General features: G+C 70.5%; 19 protein-coding genes and 1 riboswitch. Of the genes, 10 read left to right on the top strand and 9 right to left on the bottom strand.

Going from position 1 to position 15,484, the window contains the following annotated elements; genetic code table 11:
- Positions 1-48: 48 nt before the first annotated feature.
- Both LOZ83_RS22555 and LOZ83_RS22550 read right to left on the bottom strand, forming a co-directional pair.
- On the bottom strand, positions 49-459 hold the full coding sequence (locus tag LOZ83_RS22555; RefSeq protein WP_236793166.1) for a hypothetical protein: 411 nt from the start codon (positions 457-459) through the stop codon (positions 49-51).
- Positions 460-489: 30 nt separating this feature from the next.
- Positions 490-990, bottom strand: a complete 501-nt coding sequence (locus tag LOZ83_RS22550) for a hypothetical protein (RefSeq protein WP_236793164.1) — start codon at positions 988-990, stop codon at positions 490-492.
- Positions 991-1,212: 222 nt separating this feature from the next.
- Between LOZ83_RS22550 and LOZ83_RS22545 the strand changes: the two genes are divergently transcribed.
- The 7 genes from LOZ83_RS22545 to LOZ83_RS22515 all read left to right on the top strand — a co-directional run bounded on the left by LOZ83_RS22545 (position 1,213) and on the right by LOZ83_RS22515 (position 5,419).
- Complete coding sequence (locus LOZ83_RS22545) at positions 1,213-1,404, top strand: hypothetical protein (RefSeq protein ID WP_236793162.1); 192 nt, start codon at positions 1,213-1,215, stop codon at positions 1,402-1,404.
- A 72-nt stretch (positions 1,405-1,476) separates the two neighbouring features.
- Positions 1,477-2,079 (top strand): CDP-alcohol phosphatidyltransferase family protein, encoded by a 603-nt coding sequence (locus LOZ83_RS22540; RefSeq protein ID WP_236793543.1) that lies wholly within the window; start codon positions 1,477-1,479, stop codon positions 2,077-2,079.
- 57 nt (positions 2,080-2,136) lie between these two features.
- On the top strand, positions 2,137-2,520 hold the full coding sequence (gene gcvH / locus LOZ83_RS22535; RefSeq protein ID WP_236793161.1) for a glycine cleavage system protein GcvH: 384 nt from the start codon (positions 2,137-2,139) through the stop codon (positions 2,518-2,520).
- Between the two features lie 113 nt (positions 2,521-2,633).
- Positions 2,634-3,089, top strand: coding sequence for a glycogen accumulation regulator GarA (gene garA, locus LOZ83_RS22530; RefSeq protein ID WP_236793159.1), 456 nt, complete (start codon positions 2,634-2,636; stop codon positions 3,087-3,089).
- Entirely contained in the window at positions 3,086-3,829 is a 744-nt protein-coding gene (locus tag LOZ83_RS22525) for a MerR family transcriptional regulator (RefSeq protein ID WP_236793157.1), read from the top strand. Before garA ends, LOZ83_RS22525 begins: the two co-directional genes overlap by 4 nt.
- Before the next feature lie 228 nt (positions 3,830-4,057).
- Positions 4,058-4,531, top strand: a complete 474-nt coding sequence (locus tag LOZ83_RS22520) for a bifunctional nuclease family protein (RefSeq protein ID WP_236793154.1) — start codon at positions 4,058-4,060, stop codon at positions 4,529-4,531.
- Between the two features lie 321 nt (positions 4,532-4,852).
- Entirely contained in the window at positions 4,853-5,419 is a 567-nt protein-coding gene (locus LOZ83_RS22515; RefSeq protein WP_308190270.1) for a MerR family transcriptional regulator, read from the top strand.
- Positions 5,420-5,482: 63 nt separating this feature from the next.
- A riboswitch (glycine riboswitch) is annotated at positions 5,483-5,580 on the top strand.
- A 150-nt stretch (positions 5,581-5,730) separates the two neighbouring features.
- Here LOZ83_RS22515 and LOZ83_RS22510 read toward each other — a convergent pair.
- Complete coding sequence (locus tag LOZ83_RS22510) at positions 5,731-6,093, bottom strand: nuclear transport factor 2 family protein (protein WP_236793152.1); 363 nt, start codon at positions 6,091-6,093, stop codon at positions 5,731-5,733.
- Between the two features lie 119 nt (positions 6,094-6,212).
- Here LOZ83_RS22510 and LOZ83_RS22505 point away from each other — a divergent pair, with 119 nt between their 5' ends.
- Positions 6,213-7,019, top strand: a complete 807-nt coding sequence (locus tag LOZ83_RS22505; protein WP_236793150.1) for a helix-turn-helix domain-containing protein — start codon at positions 6,213-6,215, stop codon at positions 7,017-7,019.
- A complete protein-coding gene (locus LOZ83_RS22500; protein ID WP_236793148.1) occupies positions 7,016-7,840 on the top strand; it encodes an aldo/keto reductase in 825 nt (274 codons plus the stop codon). The genes LOZ83_RS22505 and LOZ83_RS22500 overlap by 4 nt, the downstream gene beginning before the upstream one ends.
- Here LOZ83_RS22500 and LOZ83_RS22495 read toward each other — a convergent pair.
- The 6 genes from LOZ83_RS22495 to LOZ83_RS22470 all read right to left on the bottom strand — a co-directional run bounded on the left by LOZ83_RS22495 (position 7,837) and on the right by LOZ83_RS22470 (position 14,088).
- Positions 7,837-9,207 (bottom strand): substrate-binding domain-containing protein, encoded by a 1,371-nt coding sequence (locus LOZ83_RS22495; protein WP_236793146.1) that lies wholly within the window; start codon positions 9,205-9,207, stop codon positions 7,837-7,839. The two genes, LOZ83_RS22500 and LOZ83_RS22495, sit on opposite strands and share 4 nt — an antisense overlap.
- 263 nt (positions 9,208-9,470) lie before the next feature.
- Positions 9,471-10,343 (bottom strand): 3-methyladenine DNA glycosylase, encoded by an 873-nt coding sequence (locus LOZ83_RS22490; protein ID WP_236793539.1) that lies wholly within the window; start codon positions 10,341-10,343, stop codon positions 9,471-9,473.
- 6 nt (positions 10,344-10,349) lie between these two features.
- Positions 10,350-11,393: a hemolysin family protein gene (locus LOZ83_RS22485; RefSeq protein ID WP_236793144.1), complete on the bottom strand. Its 1,044-nt coding sequence runs from the start codon at positions 11,391-11,393 to the stop codon at positions 10,350-10,352.
- Positions 11,390-12,724, bottom strand: a complete 1,335-nt coding sequence (locus LOZ83_RS22480; RefSeq protein ID WP_255824517.1) for a hemolysin family protein — start codon at positions 12,722-12,724, stop codon at positions 11,390-11,392. Before LOZ83_RS22480 ends, LOZ83_RS22485 begins: the two co-directional genes overlap by 4 nt.
- Positions 12,725-12,912: 188 nt before the next feature.
- Positions 12,913-13,488, bottom strand: a complete 576-nt coding sequence (locus LOZ83_RS22475) for a TIGR03086 family metal-binding protein (protein ID WP_236793140.1) — start codon at positions 13,486-13,488, stop codon at positions 12,913-12,915.
- Between the two features lie 9 nt (positions 13,489-13,497).
- Complete coding sequence (locus LOZ83_RS22470; RefSeq protein WP_236793138.1) at positions 13,498-14,088, bottom strand: TetR/AcrR family transcriptional regulator; 591 nt, start codon at positions 14,086-14,088, stop codon at positions 13,498-13,500.
- A gap of 138 nt (positions 14,089-14,226) precedes the next feature.
- Between LOZ83_RS22470 and LOZ83_RS22465 the strand changes: the two genes are divergently transcribed.
- Positions 14,227-15,480 carry a glutamate-cysteine ligase family protein gene (locus LOZ83_RS22465; protein WP_236793136.1) on the top strand — a complete coding sequence of 418 codons (1,254 nt, stop codon included), beginning with the start codon at positions 14,227-14,229 and terminating at the stop codon, positions 15,478-15,480.
- Positions 15,481-15,484: the final 4 nt, after the last annotated feature.

Genomic DNA, 15,484 nt, shown 5'->3' with positions numbered 1-15,484 from the left:
CGGGGCGCCGCGGACCTGGGCGCCGGGTGGGGCGCGGGCGGGTGGGGGTCAGCGGGCGGGTTCGGCGTCGATCTCGCGGCCGTCTTCGGTGGAGCAGGTGGCGGTGAGCACCGAGCCCGCGTCGCTGCCGCAGGTCCACGGGTCGAGGGCGACCGGGCCGGCGCCGTCGGGGCTGGCGGCCTGCGCCGGGGTGACGCGGCCGAAGTACTGGGCCAGCAGGGCGGTCGCCTCGGCGCACTGGACCGCACCCTGCCGGATGGTGACCTTTGCCTGCTGCCCGCCGGGCGCCGGCACCATGCCGCACTGGGTGTTCTGCGCCGGCACATCGCCCATCACCGCCTGCAGCGGGGCGGCGCCCGATGGCGCGGACGATGGCGCGGCCTGGCCGGCACACGCACTGAGGGTGAAGACGCCGACCGCGATGGGTCCGATCGAGCGAAGCAGGAACTGTCGCGACACTTCAGTTTTCCTTGCGGGGAGACGGCGGGGTTACTCGGCGGCGACGCCGGCGAACACGGTCTTGTCCTGGAGACTGCAGCTGGTGCCGCCCTGGGACGCGGGCGGGCCGGACACGCACAGCCAGCCGTCCACCGTCGCGCTCGCGGGCTGGCTGGAGCCGGCGGGCTGCTTGCCGGCGAGCTGTGCCTGGAACTTGGTGACCAGCTGTTTCGCGTCGGCGCACGGGACGCCCGGGGATTCGAGGACCTGCAGGGTCAGCCCGCTCGCGGCGGTGACCGTGCCGCAGCCGCCCTGGGCGGGCGCCGCGTCGGCGCTCGTCGCACTCGTCCCGGCCGGGCCGCTCGTCGTGGCCGGAACACCCGGGGCACTCGGCGGAAGACTCGGCGCACTCGACACGCCCGGGGCACTCGGCGTGGTGGCGGCCGGGGTGCCGGCCTGCACGACGGGATCGTCGGTCCCCGCGCAGCCCGCCGCGAGCAGCAGCAGCCCACCAGCGGCGCACTGGCGGAATCGGCGTGCGACAGCGCCCATCCCGGTCTCCCTCCACATTCGGCAGCGGAAGGCTACCCGCCCTCGTCGCGTCTCGCGCGCCGGACCGGCTGTCTGTCCATAGTGGACAATCACGTATCGTGTGTCAGCCTTACCGGTGCGGGTGAATTCTCCGGTACCGGCTAACGCCACGCCCCGATCGACCGACATTCCTGGTGTGCCCATGACCAAGGCACGCCCACCCATCCCCGAGCACTGAGAGCGATGAGAACCGAAACCGCGCACGAAGCCCCGCCCACCACCCCGTGCACCGTCGTGTGGAGCGACGGCCGCCCGTACGTCCTCGAACCCGGCAACCCCCGCTGGATCGGTACCGACGGCTGGGGCCGGCCCCAGTCGCTGACCGCCGCCGACCTGTGCCGCCGCGGCTGGACCCACCGCCGCCAGACAGCCTGACCAGCACCGCACCCGGCTAGGGTGGCTCTCGTGAGAAAGCCCAGCCCGGAGCGAGTCACCACCGAGAGTCCGATGGCCGAACCCCCGGGCGGGCCCAGCATTCTCAAGCAGGCGTTCAACGTCCCGAACATCCTGTCCCTGCTGCGGCTCGCGGGCGTCCCCGTCTTCCTGTGGCTCCTGCTGGGGCCGCACGAGGACGGCTGGGCGCTCGCCCTGCTGGTGTTCAGCGCCCTCACCGACTGGCTGGACGGCAAGCTCGCCCGCTGGCTCAACCAGATGAGCCAGCTCGGGCGGCTGCTCGACCCCGCCGCCGACCGGCTCTACATCGCCGCGACCCTCGTCGCGTTCCTGGTCCGCGACATCATCCCGTGGTGGGTTTTCGCGCCACTCGTGCTGCGTGAGCTGATCGTCGGCGTGTGCATCCTCGCCTTGCGCCGCAACGGGTTCGCCCCGCCCGAGGTCACCTACATCGGCAAGGCCGCGACCTTCGTGCTGATGTACGCGTTCCCGTTCCTGCTGCTCACCCAGGGCGGCTCCACGGTCGCCGCGGTGGCCCGCCCGATCGCCTACGCCTTCCTGGCCTGGGGCTGCGTGCTCTACCTGTGGTCGGGCGCGCTGTACGTGATCCAGACGATCTCGGCGGTCCGGGGTGCCGCGCGCCCCCAAGGGATGTAAGACTTCCGCGAGCGAACGCGCGCGAGACCCGCGCACCGGCACGAAAGGGGACCGAAGTTGTCCGCTCCAGAAGAGTTGCGCTACACCGAGGAGCACGAGTGGGTCGCCACGCGCTCCGGCGACTCGGTCCGGGTGGGGATCACCGAGTACGCGCAGGACCAGCTGGGTGACGTGGTGTTCGTCGACCTCCCCGAGGTGGGCAAGCAGCTCGGCGCGGGCGAGCCGTTCGGCGAGGTCGAGTCCACCAAGAGCGTCTCGGAGCTGTTCGCGCCCGTGGACGGCGAGGTCGCCGCGGTGAACAGCGCGGTCGTCGACTCGCCGGAGCTGATCAACAGCGACCCGTACGGCGAGGGCTGGCTCATCGAGATCAGGATCAGCGACCCGGCCGCGGTCGGGGGTCTCCTCGATTCCGACGCCTACCAGGCGCTCACTGCCGGTTAGGACCCCCGTGCGCTGGGGGAGCCCTGGAATGGGTGCGACCGGTCCGGCACGGTACGTTGACAGCACACGTTTTTTGGGTAGGCGAACACTTCAGTGGTGAGGAGAAAGCTCAGGTGAGCACGAACGACGGACCCGGCGTTCCCCCGGAGCAGTCTCCGGAGCGGACCTCGGTCTTCCGGGCCGACTTCCTGGCCGACGCCGAAGGCCACGAGCCGGCGCCCGAGCCCGCGGTCGCCGGCATCGACGCGCTGCCGCCCGGCTCGGCACTGCTGGTCGTCAAGCGGGGCCCCAACGCGGGCTCGCGGTTCCTGCTGGACCGCGACACCACCAGCGCGGGGCGGCACCCGGACAGTGACATCTTCCTCGACGACGTCACGGTTTCCCGGCGCCACGCGGAGTTCCGGCGCGAAGGCGGCGAGTTCGTGGTGATCGACGTGGGCAGCCTCAACGGCACCTACGTCAACCGCGAGCCGGTGGACCAGGCCGTCCTCGCGGGCGGCGACGAGGTGCAGATCGGCAAGTTCCGCCTGGTCTTCCTGACGGGGCAGGGGAGCCAGGGGGCACAGTGACGGCTGCCGGGCGGCCACAGCGCGATGGGTTGAGCATCGGGGCCGTACTGGCGCAGCTGCGCGCCGACTTCCCCGACGTGACCATCTCGAAGATCAGGTTCCTCGAGTCGGAGGGGCTGGTGCGGCCCGGGCGTACGCCTTCGGGCTACCGCCAGTTCTCCCCGGCCGACGTCGAACGCCTGCGGTTCGTGCTGTCCGCCCAGCGGGATCACTACCTGCCGCTGAAGGTGATCAAGGAACAGCTCGACGCCGCGGACCACGGCGCCGGGCCCGAGGTGACCGGCACGCGGCTGCCGCGCAAGCTCGTGTCGCTGTCGTCCTCGGGCGGCGACGGCCTGCCCGGGGCCGAGGATTTCGCGCGGGGCCGGGAAGTCCGGCTGACCCAGGAGGAACTGCTGACGCAGGCCGGCATCGACGCCGGCACCCTCGCCGAACTGGAGCAGTACGGGCTCGTCCGGCCCGGCGCCGCCGGGTTCTACGACCCGGACGCGGTGCTGATCGCGCGCACGGTGCGGGCGATGACCGAGTTCGGCATCGAGCCCCGGCACCTGCGCGCGTTCCGCGCGTCGGCCGACCGCGAGGTGGGTCTGCTGGAGCAGATCGTCACGCCCGTCTCGCGGCACCGCGACGCCGACGCCCAGGCCCGCGCGGACGAGATCGTCCGGGAGCTGGCGGCGCTTTCGGTCACATTGCACACATTGCTGGTCAAAGCGGGCATCCGGGGCGTGACCGGGGGGTGAGGTGGCCCGCCGGCCGCTCCCCGGATCGTAATGACATAGTTTCATGACTCTGCCTATCGCCCCCGATGCCGTACGGTTGGTTATGGGTTGCCGGACAACGAACGCACGCCAGTCAGTACGCGAGACAAGCGAGCACAGCGCCCAGCGGACGAGTAGCGTCGGCGACATCGACGCGGGATCGTCGAGGCGGCGTTGCAGCCCGCGCACACGAGAGGGAGGCGAAGTCCGATGAGCGAGATGCGCGTCGTCGGCGTGCGGGTCGAGCTGCCCGCGAATCAGCCGATCTTGTTGCTGCGGGAGACCGACGGCGAACGGTACCTCCCGATCTGGATCGGATCCGTCGAGGCCACGGCCATCGCCCTCGAGCAGCAGGGCGTCCGCCCGGCCCGGCCACTGACCCATGACCTGCTCAAAGAGGTCATCGGGGCACTCGGCCGCGAGCTGGAACAGGTCGTCATCACGGACCTGCGCGAAGGCACCTTCTTCGCCGAGCTGGTGTTCGACGGTGACGTCCGGGTGTCCGCGCGGCCGAGCGACTCGGTGGCACTCGCGCTGCGCGTCGGGGTACCCATCCACGCCGTCGACTCCGTGCTCGAAGAAGCCGGGCTGATCATCCCGGACGAGCAGGAGGACGAGGTCGAGAAGTTCCGCGAGTTCCTCGACTCGGTCTCACCGGAAGACTTCCGCGGCGCCGATACGTAAGGCGAGCGGGTTGGGCGAGGTGTGTCCGCGGAAAGCGCGGACCGGCTCGCCTTACCGGTGTCTTCTGGGGGTCGAGCCCCCAGACCCCCGCCAGGGGGCGAGCCCCCTGGACCCCCCCTCCGGTGGTTGCGTCGGTCGGTGTGTTTCGGCTAGTTGTCCGGGGCAAGTCTCGACAGCAGGTCTAGCGTGGCCCCGCGCGTCGCGTTGACCGGTGGGGCTGGCGCGCATACCGTCGAAGGCGGTAAATCGCCAAGATGTGATTCTCCCCGTCGGAGCACATCGGGTTCGACCGGCCGCCCGGCCGGGCGAGGGGAGGCTTGCGTGGTCGACGATAGGCCGATCAAGGCGGTGGACGGAGAACAGGGTGAACTGTTCCCAGACTCGTCCCTGCCGGATGAACTGGTCGGTTACCGGGGGCCCGCGGCCTGCCAGATCGCCGGAATCACCTACCGGCAGCTCGACTACTGGGCCCGCACGAAACTCGTCGCGCCGAGCATCCGCACCGCACACGGATCAGGTTCGCAACGGCTCTACTCGTTCAAGGACATCCTGGCGCTCAAAATCGTGAAGCGCTTACTGGACACCGGGGTCTCACTGCAGAACATCCGGGTCGCCGTCGACCACCTGCGCGCCCGCGGCGTCGCCGACCTGGCCAAGGTGACGCTCGTATCGGACGGCACCACGGTCTACGAATGCACCTCACCCGAGGAGATCGTCGACCTGCTCCAAGGCGGGCAAGGCGTATTCGGCATCGCGGTGAAGGTCCCGATGCAGGAAATCAGCGGCACCATCCACGAATTCCCGGCGGAACGCGCCGACGGCGGCGAGATCGAGGCGATCGTGCCGGACGAACTGACCCAGCGCAGGAACGCCCGCCGAATCGGGTAGCGGGTTTCCGGCAGCCCGCGGGGGTGCCCTAGTTACCGTCGGGTAGACTTGTCTCGCAGTCGCCGAAGCCGTGCGGGAGAGACCGAACCCTGACCCGGGTTCGGCGCCGAAGGAGCAAGTCCTCCCCGGAACCTCTCAGGCACCCGGACCGCACGGACGAGACGCCTCTGGAAAGTGGGTCCCTGCCACAACCCGGTGACCCCGCCGACGGTGCAAACCCGGACCAACGCCCGGGCGAACCTCTCAGGCGCCTACGGGCATGGACAGAGTGGGGAGGACCTGGACACCGGCCCGGTGTCCAGGTCCCGCGTTCAACCGGGCATCTTGTCGAGAAAACCCAGCACCTGCTTGATCTTCCCGCCCTCCACGCGGACCACGTCGAACCCGATCGCGACCGGTTCCGGCGCCCCCGCAGGGCCCAGATGCCAGGTGAACCGCGCCAGATCGTGGTGGCCGTCGACCACCCCACCCAGATCGAACCGCAGGCCCGCGAACTGCTGCTGCGCACCGGCGACGAACCCGTCGATCCCCTCGTGCCCGGCGACCGCGCCCAGCGGATCCGTGTAGGTGGCGTCCCGCGCGAACACCTCCTCCACCAGACCCCGGCGCTTCTCCGGATCGGTCTCGTTCCACACGTCGAGGTAGCGGCTCGCGACGGCGGTGTACTCGGTCATCATGTTCTCCTTGTGCTGCAACGGAAGTGGACGGGAGCAACTCTCGCCGCGACAGTGCGCCCTGTCGATTACCCCCGAGGTAATGGCGCCGCCGCACAGGCGCTCGTAGCGTCGGGACCGTGACGACCACTCAGCGACCCGTGGGCCAGCTCATCCGGCAGTGGCGCGAGCGGCGGCGGATCAGCCAGCTCGACCTGTCGATCTCGGCCGAGATTTCCGCGCGGCACCTCAGTTTCGTGGAGACCGGGCGGTCGAACCCCAGCCGGGACATGGTGTTGCGGCTCGGTGAACATCTCGACGTGCCACTGCGGGAACGCAACCAGCTGCTGCTCGCCGCCGGGTACGCCCCCGCCTATCGCGACAGCGGGCTCGACGACCCGGAGCTGGCGGTCGCGCGGCAGGCCGTGCGGCGGGTGCTGGCCGGGCACGAGCCGTACCCGGCGGTCGTCGTCGACCGGTACTGGAACCTGGTGGACGGCAACGCGAGCGTCGGGATCCTCACCGAGGGCGTGGCACCGGAACTGCTCGCCGCGCCCGCGAACGTCCTGCGGATCGCCTTGCACCCGGCCGGAATGGCGCCGCGGATCCAGAACCTGGGGGAGTGGCGCGCGGACCTGCTCGGCCGGTTGCGGCGGCAGGTCGAGGCGACCGCCGACCCCGAGCTGGTGCGGCTGCACGACGAGGTCCGCGCGTACCCGGGTGGCGAGCCGGAGGCCGGATTTCCGCGCCGTGGCGAGATCTTCGTGCCGCTGCGCCTCTCGCACGACGGCGCCGAGCTGTCGTTCTTCTCGACCATCGCGACCTTCGGCACCCCGGTCGCGATCACCCTGTCGGAGCTGGCGATCGAGTCGTTCTACCCGGCCGACGACGTGACCGGGGAGCACGTCCGGCGGCTCGCCGGCGCCCGTGGCACGATCGGCGCATGACGACCCCTGACATCGTCCTGAACAACGGCGTCTCGATCCCGCAGCTCGGCCTCGGCGTGTACCAGGTGCCGGCGGCCGACACCGCGAAGGTGGTCCAGACCGCGCTCGAGACCGGCTACCGCGCCATCGACACCGCCGTGCTGTACCGGAACGAGGCCGGTGTCGGCGACGCGATCAAGGCGTCCGGGCTCTCGCGCGAGGAGCTGTTCGTCACGACGAAACTGTGGACCCAGGACCAGGGCTACGACTCGGCGCTGCGCGCGTTCGACAAGAGCCTGGGCAAGCTGGGGCTCGACTACCTGGACCTGTACCTGATCCATTGGCCGACCCCCGGGCGTGGCACCTACCTCGATTCCTGGCGTGCGCTGGAAAAGCTGTATGCCGACGGCCGGGTGCGCGCGATCGGGGTGTCGAACTTCCACGTCCAGCACCTGCGGCGGCTGTTCGACGAGACGGACATCGTGCCGGCGGTCAACCAGATCGAGCTGCACCCGAACCTGGCACAGCTGGCGCTGCGGACGTTCCACGCCGAGCACGGCATCGTGACCGAGGCGTGGAGCCCGCTCGCGAAGGGCCGGCTGCTGATGGACCGGGCGATCACCGGCCTCGCCGCGAAGTACGGCAAGACCCCGGCGCAGATCGTGCTGCGCTGGCACCTGCAGATCGGCACCGTGGCGATCCCGAAATCGGCCACGCCCTCACGGATCCGCGAGAACTTCGAGATCTTCGACTTCGAGCTCGCGCCCGACGACGTCCTCGTCATCGACGAGCTCGACAACGGCGTCCGGACCGGGCCTGATCCGGACGCGATTGACGCTTAGCCGCCGGTCAGGCCCGCCGCGGCGAAGTCGGCCTGCTGCTGCGGGTCGCGCAGGTAGTCGCGGAAGACCTGGGCGGCCCGGTTCTGCACCTCGTCCACCGTGCCGCCGGCGAGGCCGAGGAACGGGTAGTCCGCGGAGCGGGCCGACGCGACGGACTCCGCGGGGGAGCCGACGATCCCGGGCTTCGCCGTCACGAGCTGGTTGACCCAGAACGAGTTCTCCGGCACCCAGGCCGCCGGGAAACCGCCGATCGTGGCCACGTCGGTCTTGCCGGTCAGCGCGTCGAGCACCTGCTGCGACGGGATGGCGCGGACGTCGACGTGCACACAGTGCGCGTGCACCACGGTGTTGGCCTGGTTCCAGCGGTCGGCCGCTGTGCTGACCGGCTTCTGCACGGTCGGGGTCACCACGACGGTGAGCGTCGAGTTGCCGTCGGTACAGGCGTTGGCCTGGGCCTCCGCGCGGCTGTTCACCACGTTGTTGGCCCAGCCCCACGCCACCAGCCCGATCGCCAGCAGCACGACGAACGCGCCGGCGAAGATGGGCCACTTCGCGATCCGCTTGCGCCCGGGGACCTTGCCCATCGCGCGGTGGGTGCCGGTGACGGTCGACCGGCCGTCGGTGGCGGTGCGCTGACCGCCGGTGGCGGTGGAACGGCCTTCGGTCTTCGTGGCTGGCCGGTGGGTGCCGGTCGAGGTGGCCTTGCTGACCGGGCGGTTGGTGCCGGTGGCCGTGGCGCGGCTTTCGCTGATGCGGAACCCGCCGGTGGACACGGCACGGGTGCTGCCGGTCGACGTGGTGCGGCTGACGGGGCGGTTCGTGCCCGTCGAGGTCGCGCGGCTGACCGGCCGGCTGGTGCCGGTGGACGTCGCGCGGCTCGTGGCGGCGGGGGAACCGCCCGAGCCCGTGGCACTGTCATCGTCGGTGGCATCGGCGAACGCTCGGAAGCTGTTCGGCGAAGAGTCTTCGGCGCGGACGGCCGGGAACGAGCCGCTCACCGGCCCGCGGCTGTCCGGGACGACGGGGTACGTGCCGCTCGCCGCGGCACGGCCTTCGGGGACGACCGGATGGGCGCCACTGGACGTGGCGCGGCCTTCGGGGAGGACGGGGTACGCGCCGCTGGACGTGGCGCGGCCATCCGGAACCACCGGGTGGGCGCCGCTGGAGGTGGCGCGGCTGTCGGGGACCACGGGGTACGGGCCGCTGCCGGTGTTCGGGCCGGGGCGGCGGAGGCCGTCGGTCGTCCGGTGGGCGTTGGCGGGGTCCTCGCCGGGAGCGGGGCGGCGCAGGCCGGCGGTGGTGCGGTTGTCGGGGGCGGGGAAGTCGCGGATCGGCGGGATGACCGTCGTGTGGTCGTCGGCCGACATCGAGGCGGGGACGGGCTGGGGCCGTGGACCGTAGCGCAGGGGAGTCGGGGGTCCCACACCGTTCGGGCGCCCGGGTTCCCTCGGCCGTTCAGGGAGGCGAGGAGCGGGATCGTCGTCCCGGCTGTGGCGCCCCATCGGGTAATCCCTTCAACTCTACGTGGATCTTCGGCAAACGCGTTCACCCTAACAGGGGTACAGCGTTAGGAAAATGTGATGCTGTCAGGAAAACCAAAAAACTTACGGTCACCGGCACTGCGACTGTTTTACTTGTGAAGCGTCAGTAAATAGTCGCAGTGCGCGGACAACCGGTCGCGCAGCGGGGCCGCGCGGCGCGCGAACCCACCTTGGCGACGAGAGTATTCCGCACGCCCCTCAGGCGTTTCGATCCGCACCGGCCGGTAACCGAATGAGGACAGGTCGTAGGGGCTCGCGCACATGTCCAGTTCACGGATCTCGACCGCCAGCTCGAAGCAGTCGGCGATCAGCTCCGCCGGTACGAACGGGTCGAGCTTGTAGGAAGCCTTGTAGAGATCCATGTTCGCGTGCAGGCAGCCCGGCTGCTCCAGCTCGGGCTGGGTCTCACGGGTCGGCTGCAGCGTGTTGTGCGGGCGCGCCGGGGCGGTGAAGAACCGGAACGCGTCGTAGTGACCGCACCGGATCTCCAGCGAGTCCACGACCGTGTCGGTGCCGGCGCTGCCCAGGCGCAGCGGCAGCTGGTTGTGCCGCACCTGACCGGCGTCCTGCCGGTACACCATGGCCCACTCGTGCAGCCCGAAGCAGCTCAGCCGCGGCGCGCGGCTCGCCGTTTTTTCCAGCAGGGCAAGGAAGTACCGGGCAGTGTCTGCCTTCTTCGCGGTGAACGCGGCCGGGTCGAGCATGACGCCGCCGGCCTCGACGTAGCCGGGACGGTCCAGGAACCGGCGGGCGTCGTCACCGCCCAGGACGACACCTGGCCCGGGCTGCCACCGTTCGAGGTGAGCGGGGCGGAAAGAGTAGTACTGGAACAGGAAATCCAGCACCGGATGCTTCTCGCCCCGCGAGCGACGCTCCGCGTACGGCCGGGTCCAGCGGCGCACGCGCTGCTCGTGCGCACGCTCCCGCGCGGTCCATTCCTGCTGCCCCAGCACGCCGTCCATCATGACTCACACGGCGACGTGCGTGCCGTCCCGCACCGTGCCGACGTACTCCTCGACGAGATCCTCCAGCGCCACGACACCGACCGCGCGGCCGTCCTGGTCGAGCGCGCGGGCGAGATGCGTGCGGTCCTTGCGCATGGCCGACAGCGCCACATCGACGCGGGCGCCCACCGGCACGTCGGTCAGCGTGCGGACCTTGCCCGCCGGGATGGTCGTCTCGGGCGGGTCGCCGATCTGGTCCAGCACGTCCTTCACATGCAGATAACCGGTCAGCTCGCACTCCGGCGAGCACAGCGGATACCGCGAGAAACCGGTCTCCGACACCGCCTTCTCCACCTCGCCGACGGTGGGCGCGGGGGAGAGCGTGGTCAGCTTTTCCAGTGGTACCAGCACATCCGCGACGGTCTTGCGGGCAGAGGAGAGCGTCTGGCTCAGCCGCTCGTGCTCGGACTGCTCCAAGAGCCCCTCACGGCGGGACTCGCTGAGCAGTTCGGCCAGCTCCGCCGAGGTGTAGGCGGTCTCCAGCTCGTCCGTCGGCCGCACCTTCACCAGGCGCAGCAGCGAGTTCGCCATGAAGTTCAGCAGCCAGATGAACGGTCCGGCGAGCTTCACCCACGCCACGTGCACCGGGACCAGCCACAGCGCCAGCCGCTCAGGATCGGCGATCGCGAGGTTCTTCGGCACCATCTCGCCGATCAGCACGTGCAGGATCGTGATGAACGCCAGCGCGATCGCGAACGAGATCGCGTGCGCGACCACGTCGGGGACGTGCAGCAGCGCGAAGAACCCGCCGAGCCGGTGCGCCACCGCGGGCTCGCCGAGGCGGCCCAGCAGCAGCGAGCAGATGGTGATGCCCAGCTGCGCGCCGGCCAGCATCAGCGACACGTGCCTGCTCGCGTTGATGACGATCCGCGCGCGGCCCTTTCCCTGCTCCAGCAACGCTTCCAGCCGGTCGCGCCGGGACGAGATGAGGGTGAACTCGGCGCCGACGAAGAACGCGTTCGTCAGCAGCAGGAGGACGACGAGGACGATGGCCAGCCAGTCGTTCATCGGGCCGCCTTCGCCGGTTCGGGCTCCTCGGGCCGGCGCACGCTCAGCTCCGCGATGCGGTGCCGGTCCATCGTCACGACGGCGAGCCGCCAGCCGCCGACCTCAATACCCTCGCCCGGCTCCGGGATCTTGCCGAGCCGTTCCAGCACGAGGCCGGCGATCGTCTCGTAGTCGCCTTCGGGCATCTGGAAACCCGTCATGTCGCGGACCTCGTCGGGCCGCAGCTGCCCGGACACCAGCCAGGTGTCGGGGTCCAGCCGCCGGGACGCGGGCGCCTCGCCCTCGTCGTGCTCGTCGCGGACGTCGCCGATGATCTCCTCGACGACGTCTTCCAAGGTGACCAGGCCCGCGGTGCCGCCGTACTCGTCGACGACCATGGCGATCTGGAACCGGGAGTCGCGCAGCCGCGACAGCAGCGCGTCCCCGGGCAGCGACTCGGGCACGGTCGGCACCGGTCGCATCACCGAGCCGAGCGGGACCTGGCCGCGTTCGGCCGCGGTCACCACGAACGCCTGTTTGACGTGCACCGCGCCCTGGACGTCGTCGAGATCCTCGCGGTAGACGGGAAAACGCGAGAACCCGGTGCGGCGGGCGAGCGCGATGAGCTCGGTGATGGTGTCGTCCACGGTCAGCGACTCGATCTGCACCCGCGGGGTCATCAGCTCGTCGGCGGTGCGGCCGCCGAAGCGCAGCGACTTGTCCAGCAGCTCCGCGGTCGAGGTGTCGAGCTTGCCGCTCTCCGCGCTGGTGCGCACGATCGAGCCGAGCTCCTGCGGGGACCGCGCCGAACGCAGCTCCTCCTGTGGCTCGACGCCGAACTTGCGCACCACCCAGTTCGCGCTGTTGTTCATCAGTGTGATGAGCCAGCGGAACATCGCGGAGAAACGCGAGTGGTAGCCCATGACCGCGCGGGCGGTCCACAGCGGCCGGGCGACCGCGATGTTCTTCGGCACCATCTCGCCGAGCAGCATCGACAGCGTGGTGGCCAGCAGCAGCGCGATGATCAGCGACGCGCCCGAGGCGACGGATCCGGAGAGGCCGATCGCGGTGAGCACCGGGCGGACCAGGTTCCCGATGAGCGGCTCGGCCAGATACCCGGTGACCAGCGTGGTCAGCGTGATCGCGACCTGCGCGCCGGAAAGCTGGTAGGACAGGTGCTGGTGGGCCTTACGGACGATCTTCGACCGGCGGTCGCCGGTCTGGCGCACGTCCGCCTCGACCGTGCTGCGTTCCAGCGCGGTCAGCGAGAACTCCGCGGCGACGGCGAGGCCGGTGCCGATCGTGAGCAGCAGGAAGAACAGCACGCCGAGAATCGCGAGCAGGACGTCCATCACCGCGCCCCCGCCGGTTCCGTAGCGGGATGATGGTCGGGTTCGCCGGGTTCGTCACCCGGCTCAGTACTGTCACCAGGTGACTGCGCGTCGCGCACGGGTACAGGTCACTCCTCGGCAAATGGCGGCTGCGGTGGCATTCATACTACCGGCCGCGACGGTGCCCCGGGGGACGTCGTTTCGCGCGGTCAGGCGGGCCACGACGGGCTGCGGCCGCACAGGGCGACGAGCCGGTCGGCGGCGGACGCGCTTTCGGGCACCGGCACGGGCGCGGCGACGATGTCGATCCCCTGCCACCAGTCGATCTGCGGGGTCACGATCGGCAGCAGGGTGTCGGCCACCTCGGCGGAGATCGGTTGCGCGGCACCGATTCCCTTCGCCAGGTCCCAGGCGTGCACGGCCAGGTCGATCGTCATCTGCCAGCCGTACAGGGTGGCTTCGGAATCACCGAAGGACAGCTGCACCTGCCGGTCCGTCGCGCCCGGTTCGGTCCACGCCTGCCGCGCCGCGATGGACGACTTCTCCCAGATCCCCACGGGATCGCCGCCGAGCACGTCGCCGTCGTAGCGGTCGCCGACCTGGGCCAGCGTCTCGCCGGCGAGCAGGTGCGGCACCCACAGCTGCTCGGACACGAGGTGGTTGAGCAGGTCCCGCACCGTCCACTCGGAGCACGGGGTCGGCGCGTCCCACTGGCCGCCGGAGATCTGATGCACCGTGCGGTCGAACTCGCGCAGCGCTTCCCCGTGGGCGTCGAGCAGATTCATGGTTCCTTCTTACTCCACGGCGGCCCGGCTCCGGTGCCTGCGCACGCTTTCCTCGACGAGATCGAGCACCGGCCCGAGATCGTCGGCGGGCAGCCCCATCGCCAGGTGCGACACGAGCCCTTCGAGCACCAGCTCCAGATACGAGGTGAGCACGTCGACATCGACGTCGTCGCGGAGGATCCCGGCTTCGCGCTGGCGCAGCAGGCGCTGGCGGGTCGCGAAGGTCAGCTGTTGCGAGCGCTCGGCCCAGCGGGCCCGGAACTCCGGATCGGTGCGCAGCCGCCGCGACACCTCCAGGCGGGTGCCCAGCCAGTCGGCCGGCTGCTCGCCGCCGCCCGCGAGCAGTTCGCGCATGACCTGCACGAGCCCCTGCGCCGCCACGACGTCCGCCATCCGCGACGCGTCCTCCTCCGCGAGGGCGAGGAACAGGGACTCCTTGTCCCGGAAATGGTGGAAGATCGCGCCACGCGAAAGGCCCGTCGCTTCCTCCAGACGCCGGACCGTGGCACCCTCGTAGCCGTACCGGGCGAAGCAGACGCGTGAGCCGTCGAGGATCTGGCGCCGTCGCGCGTCGAGATGATCCTGACTGACCCGTGGCATTCCCTGATCCTGTCACCCCGAGTAGTTCTTACGCAATCCGTACGTACGTACTGTGGCCCCTCGCCGCGGCCTGAAATTGTCGTACCGCGCGTGTAGCGTCCGAATGCGAGTGCTCCCACCGACTGGAACAGGATTGCCATGACAGCGGTTCGCCACGTTGCGGGGCAGACCGGGGGCGCGAGCAGGGTGGCCGCGAAGGTCATCTCGGATCGCGCGGCCGGTGAGGCCTATGTAGCGTCGGTGTGCTTCAAGCACGGCCCACCACGCCTGCTGGGCGTGGAGCTGGAGTACACCGTGCACTACGCCGATGACCCCCGAAGACCACTGCAAGCCGAAGACCTTGCCCGCGCGCTCGGGCCGCACGCCCCGCGCACGCTCGTTCCCGAAAGTCCCGCAGAACCTTTACCCGCCGGTTCCCCGCTGACCCTCGAACCGGGGGGACAGGTGGAGATCTCCGCGCTGCCGCAGGATTCCCTGCGTGAGCTCGAGCGCGTCGTTTCCGCCGATCTCGACTATTTGTCCGACCTTCTCGCCCGCGCCGGGTTCGCCCTCGGCGAAACGGGCATCGATCCCCATCGCAGGCCGGCCCGGCTGCTGACCACGGAGCGTTACGCCACCATGGAGCGCCGGTTCGCCCCGATGGGTACTGGCGGGATCACCATGATGTGCAGCACGGCGGGGCTACAGGTGTGCGTGGACAGCGGGGAACGCGACGAGGTGGCCACCCGGTGGGCGGCGGTGCACGCCCTCGGCCCGCCACTGCTCGCCACGTTCGCCAACTCCCGCTACCACGCGGGATCCGACACCGGCTTCGCGTCGGCACGGTGGCTCGCGGTGCGCGACACCGAGCACGCCCGCACCTACGCGGCACAGCCGTTCGCCGACCCGGCCACCGGCTGGGCGAGCCGGATGATGGACACCCCGCTGATGCTGGTGCGCCGCCCGGACGGGCCGTGGGACGCGCCGGCGGGGCTGACGTTCGCGGACTGGGTGACCGGCCGCGGTGCCGCCGGCCTGCTCGACCCGCCCACCGAGGCGGATCTGGCCTACCACCTCACCACGATGTTCACGCCGGTGCGGCCGCACGGCTACCTCGAGGTGCGCTACCTCGACGCGCAGCCCGGGGCGCGCTGGCTGCATCCGGTGGCGCTGCTGAGCGCGCTGCTGTCCAGTCCGTCCATTGTGGACGAAGTGCTGGCGGCGTGCGAGCCCGTGCTCGACAGGTGGGAGGACGCCGCCCGCGACGGCCTCGAGGACGAGTGCATTGCCGCGGTGGCAAGGAAAGTGGTGGACCTGGGCTGCGCGGCACTGCCGGCCACGGGCCTGCCGGACAGCACGATCGATGAGATCGGCGAAGGTGTGCAGAAGCTCGTGCACGCCGGGAGGGGATGATCGA

It is taken from the genome of Amycolatopsis sp. GM8, from assembly GCF_021653975.1.
Classification (GTDB): domain Bacteria; phylum Actinomycetota; class Actinomycetes; order Mycobacteriales; family Pseudonocardiaceae; genus Amycolatopsis_E.
This window is presented reverse-complemented; position numbering and strand designations above follow the sequence as displayed.

What these genes read in the sequence shown, in the direction of transcription:
- LOZ83_RS22490 (WP_236793539.1), bottom strand. Translation starts at nt 10,343, where the DNA reads ATGGACGGCGTGCTGGGGCAGCAGGAATGGACCGCGCGGGAGCGTGCG.
- LOZ83_RS22475 (WP_236793140.1), bottom strand. Translation starts at nt 13,488, where the DNA reads ATGAATCTGCTCGACGCCCACGGGGAAGCGCTGCGCGAGTTCGACCGC.
- LOZ83_RS22480 (WP_255824517.1), bottom strand. Translation starts at nt 12,724, where the DNA reads ATGGACGTCCTGCTCGCGATTCTCGGCGTGCTGTTCTTCCTGCTGCTC.
- LOZ83_RS22520 (WP_236793154.1), top strand. Translation starts at nt 4,058, where the DNA reads ATGAGCGAGATGCGCGTCGTCGGCGTGCGGGTCGAGCTGCCCGCGAAT.
- LOZ83_RS22545 (WP_236793162.1), top strand. Translation starts at nt 1,213, where the DNA reads ATGAGAACCGAAACCGCGCACGAAGCCCCGCCCACCACCCCGTGCACC.
- LOZ83_RS22510 (WP_236793152.1), bottom strand. Translation starts at nt 6,093, where the DNA reads ATGACCGAGTACACCGCCGTCGCGAGCCGCTACCTCGACGTGTGGAAC.
- LOZ83_RS22550 (WP_236793164.1), bottom strand. Translation starts at nt 990, where the DNA reads ATGGGCGCTGTCGCACGCCGATTCCGCCAGTGCGCCGCTGGTGGGCTG.
- LOZ83_RS22465 (WP_236793136.1), top strand. Translation starts at nt 14,227, where the DNA reads ATGACAGCGGTTCGCCACGTTGCGGGGCAGACCGGGGGCGCGAGCAGG.
- LOZ83_RS22495 (WP_236793146.1), bottom strand. Translation starts at nt 9,207, where the DNA reads ATGTCGGCCGACGACCACACGACGGTCATCCCGCCGATCCGCGACTTC.
- LOZ83_RS22540 (WP_236793543.1), top strand. Translation starts at nt 1,477, where the DNA reads ATGGCCGAACCCCCGGGCGGGCCCAGCATTCTCAAGCAGGCGTTCAAC.
- LOZ83_RS22500 (WP_236793148.1), top strand. Translation starts at nt 7,016, where the DNA reads ATGACGACCCCTGACATCGTCCTGAACAACGGCGTCTCGATCCCGCAG.
- LOZ83_RS22485 (WP_236793144.1), bottom strand. Translation starts at nt 11,393, where the DNA reads ATGAACGACTGGCTGGCCATCGTCCTCGTCGTCCTCCTGCTGCTGACG.
- LOZ83_RS22470 (WP_236793138.1), bottom strand. Translation starts at nt 14,088, where the DNA reads ATGCCACGGGTCAGTCAGGATCATCTCGACGCGCGACGGCGCCAGATC.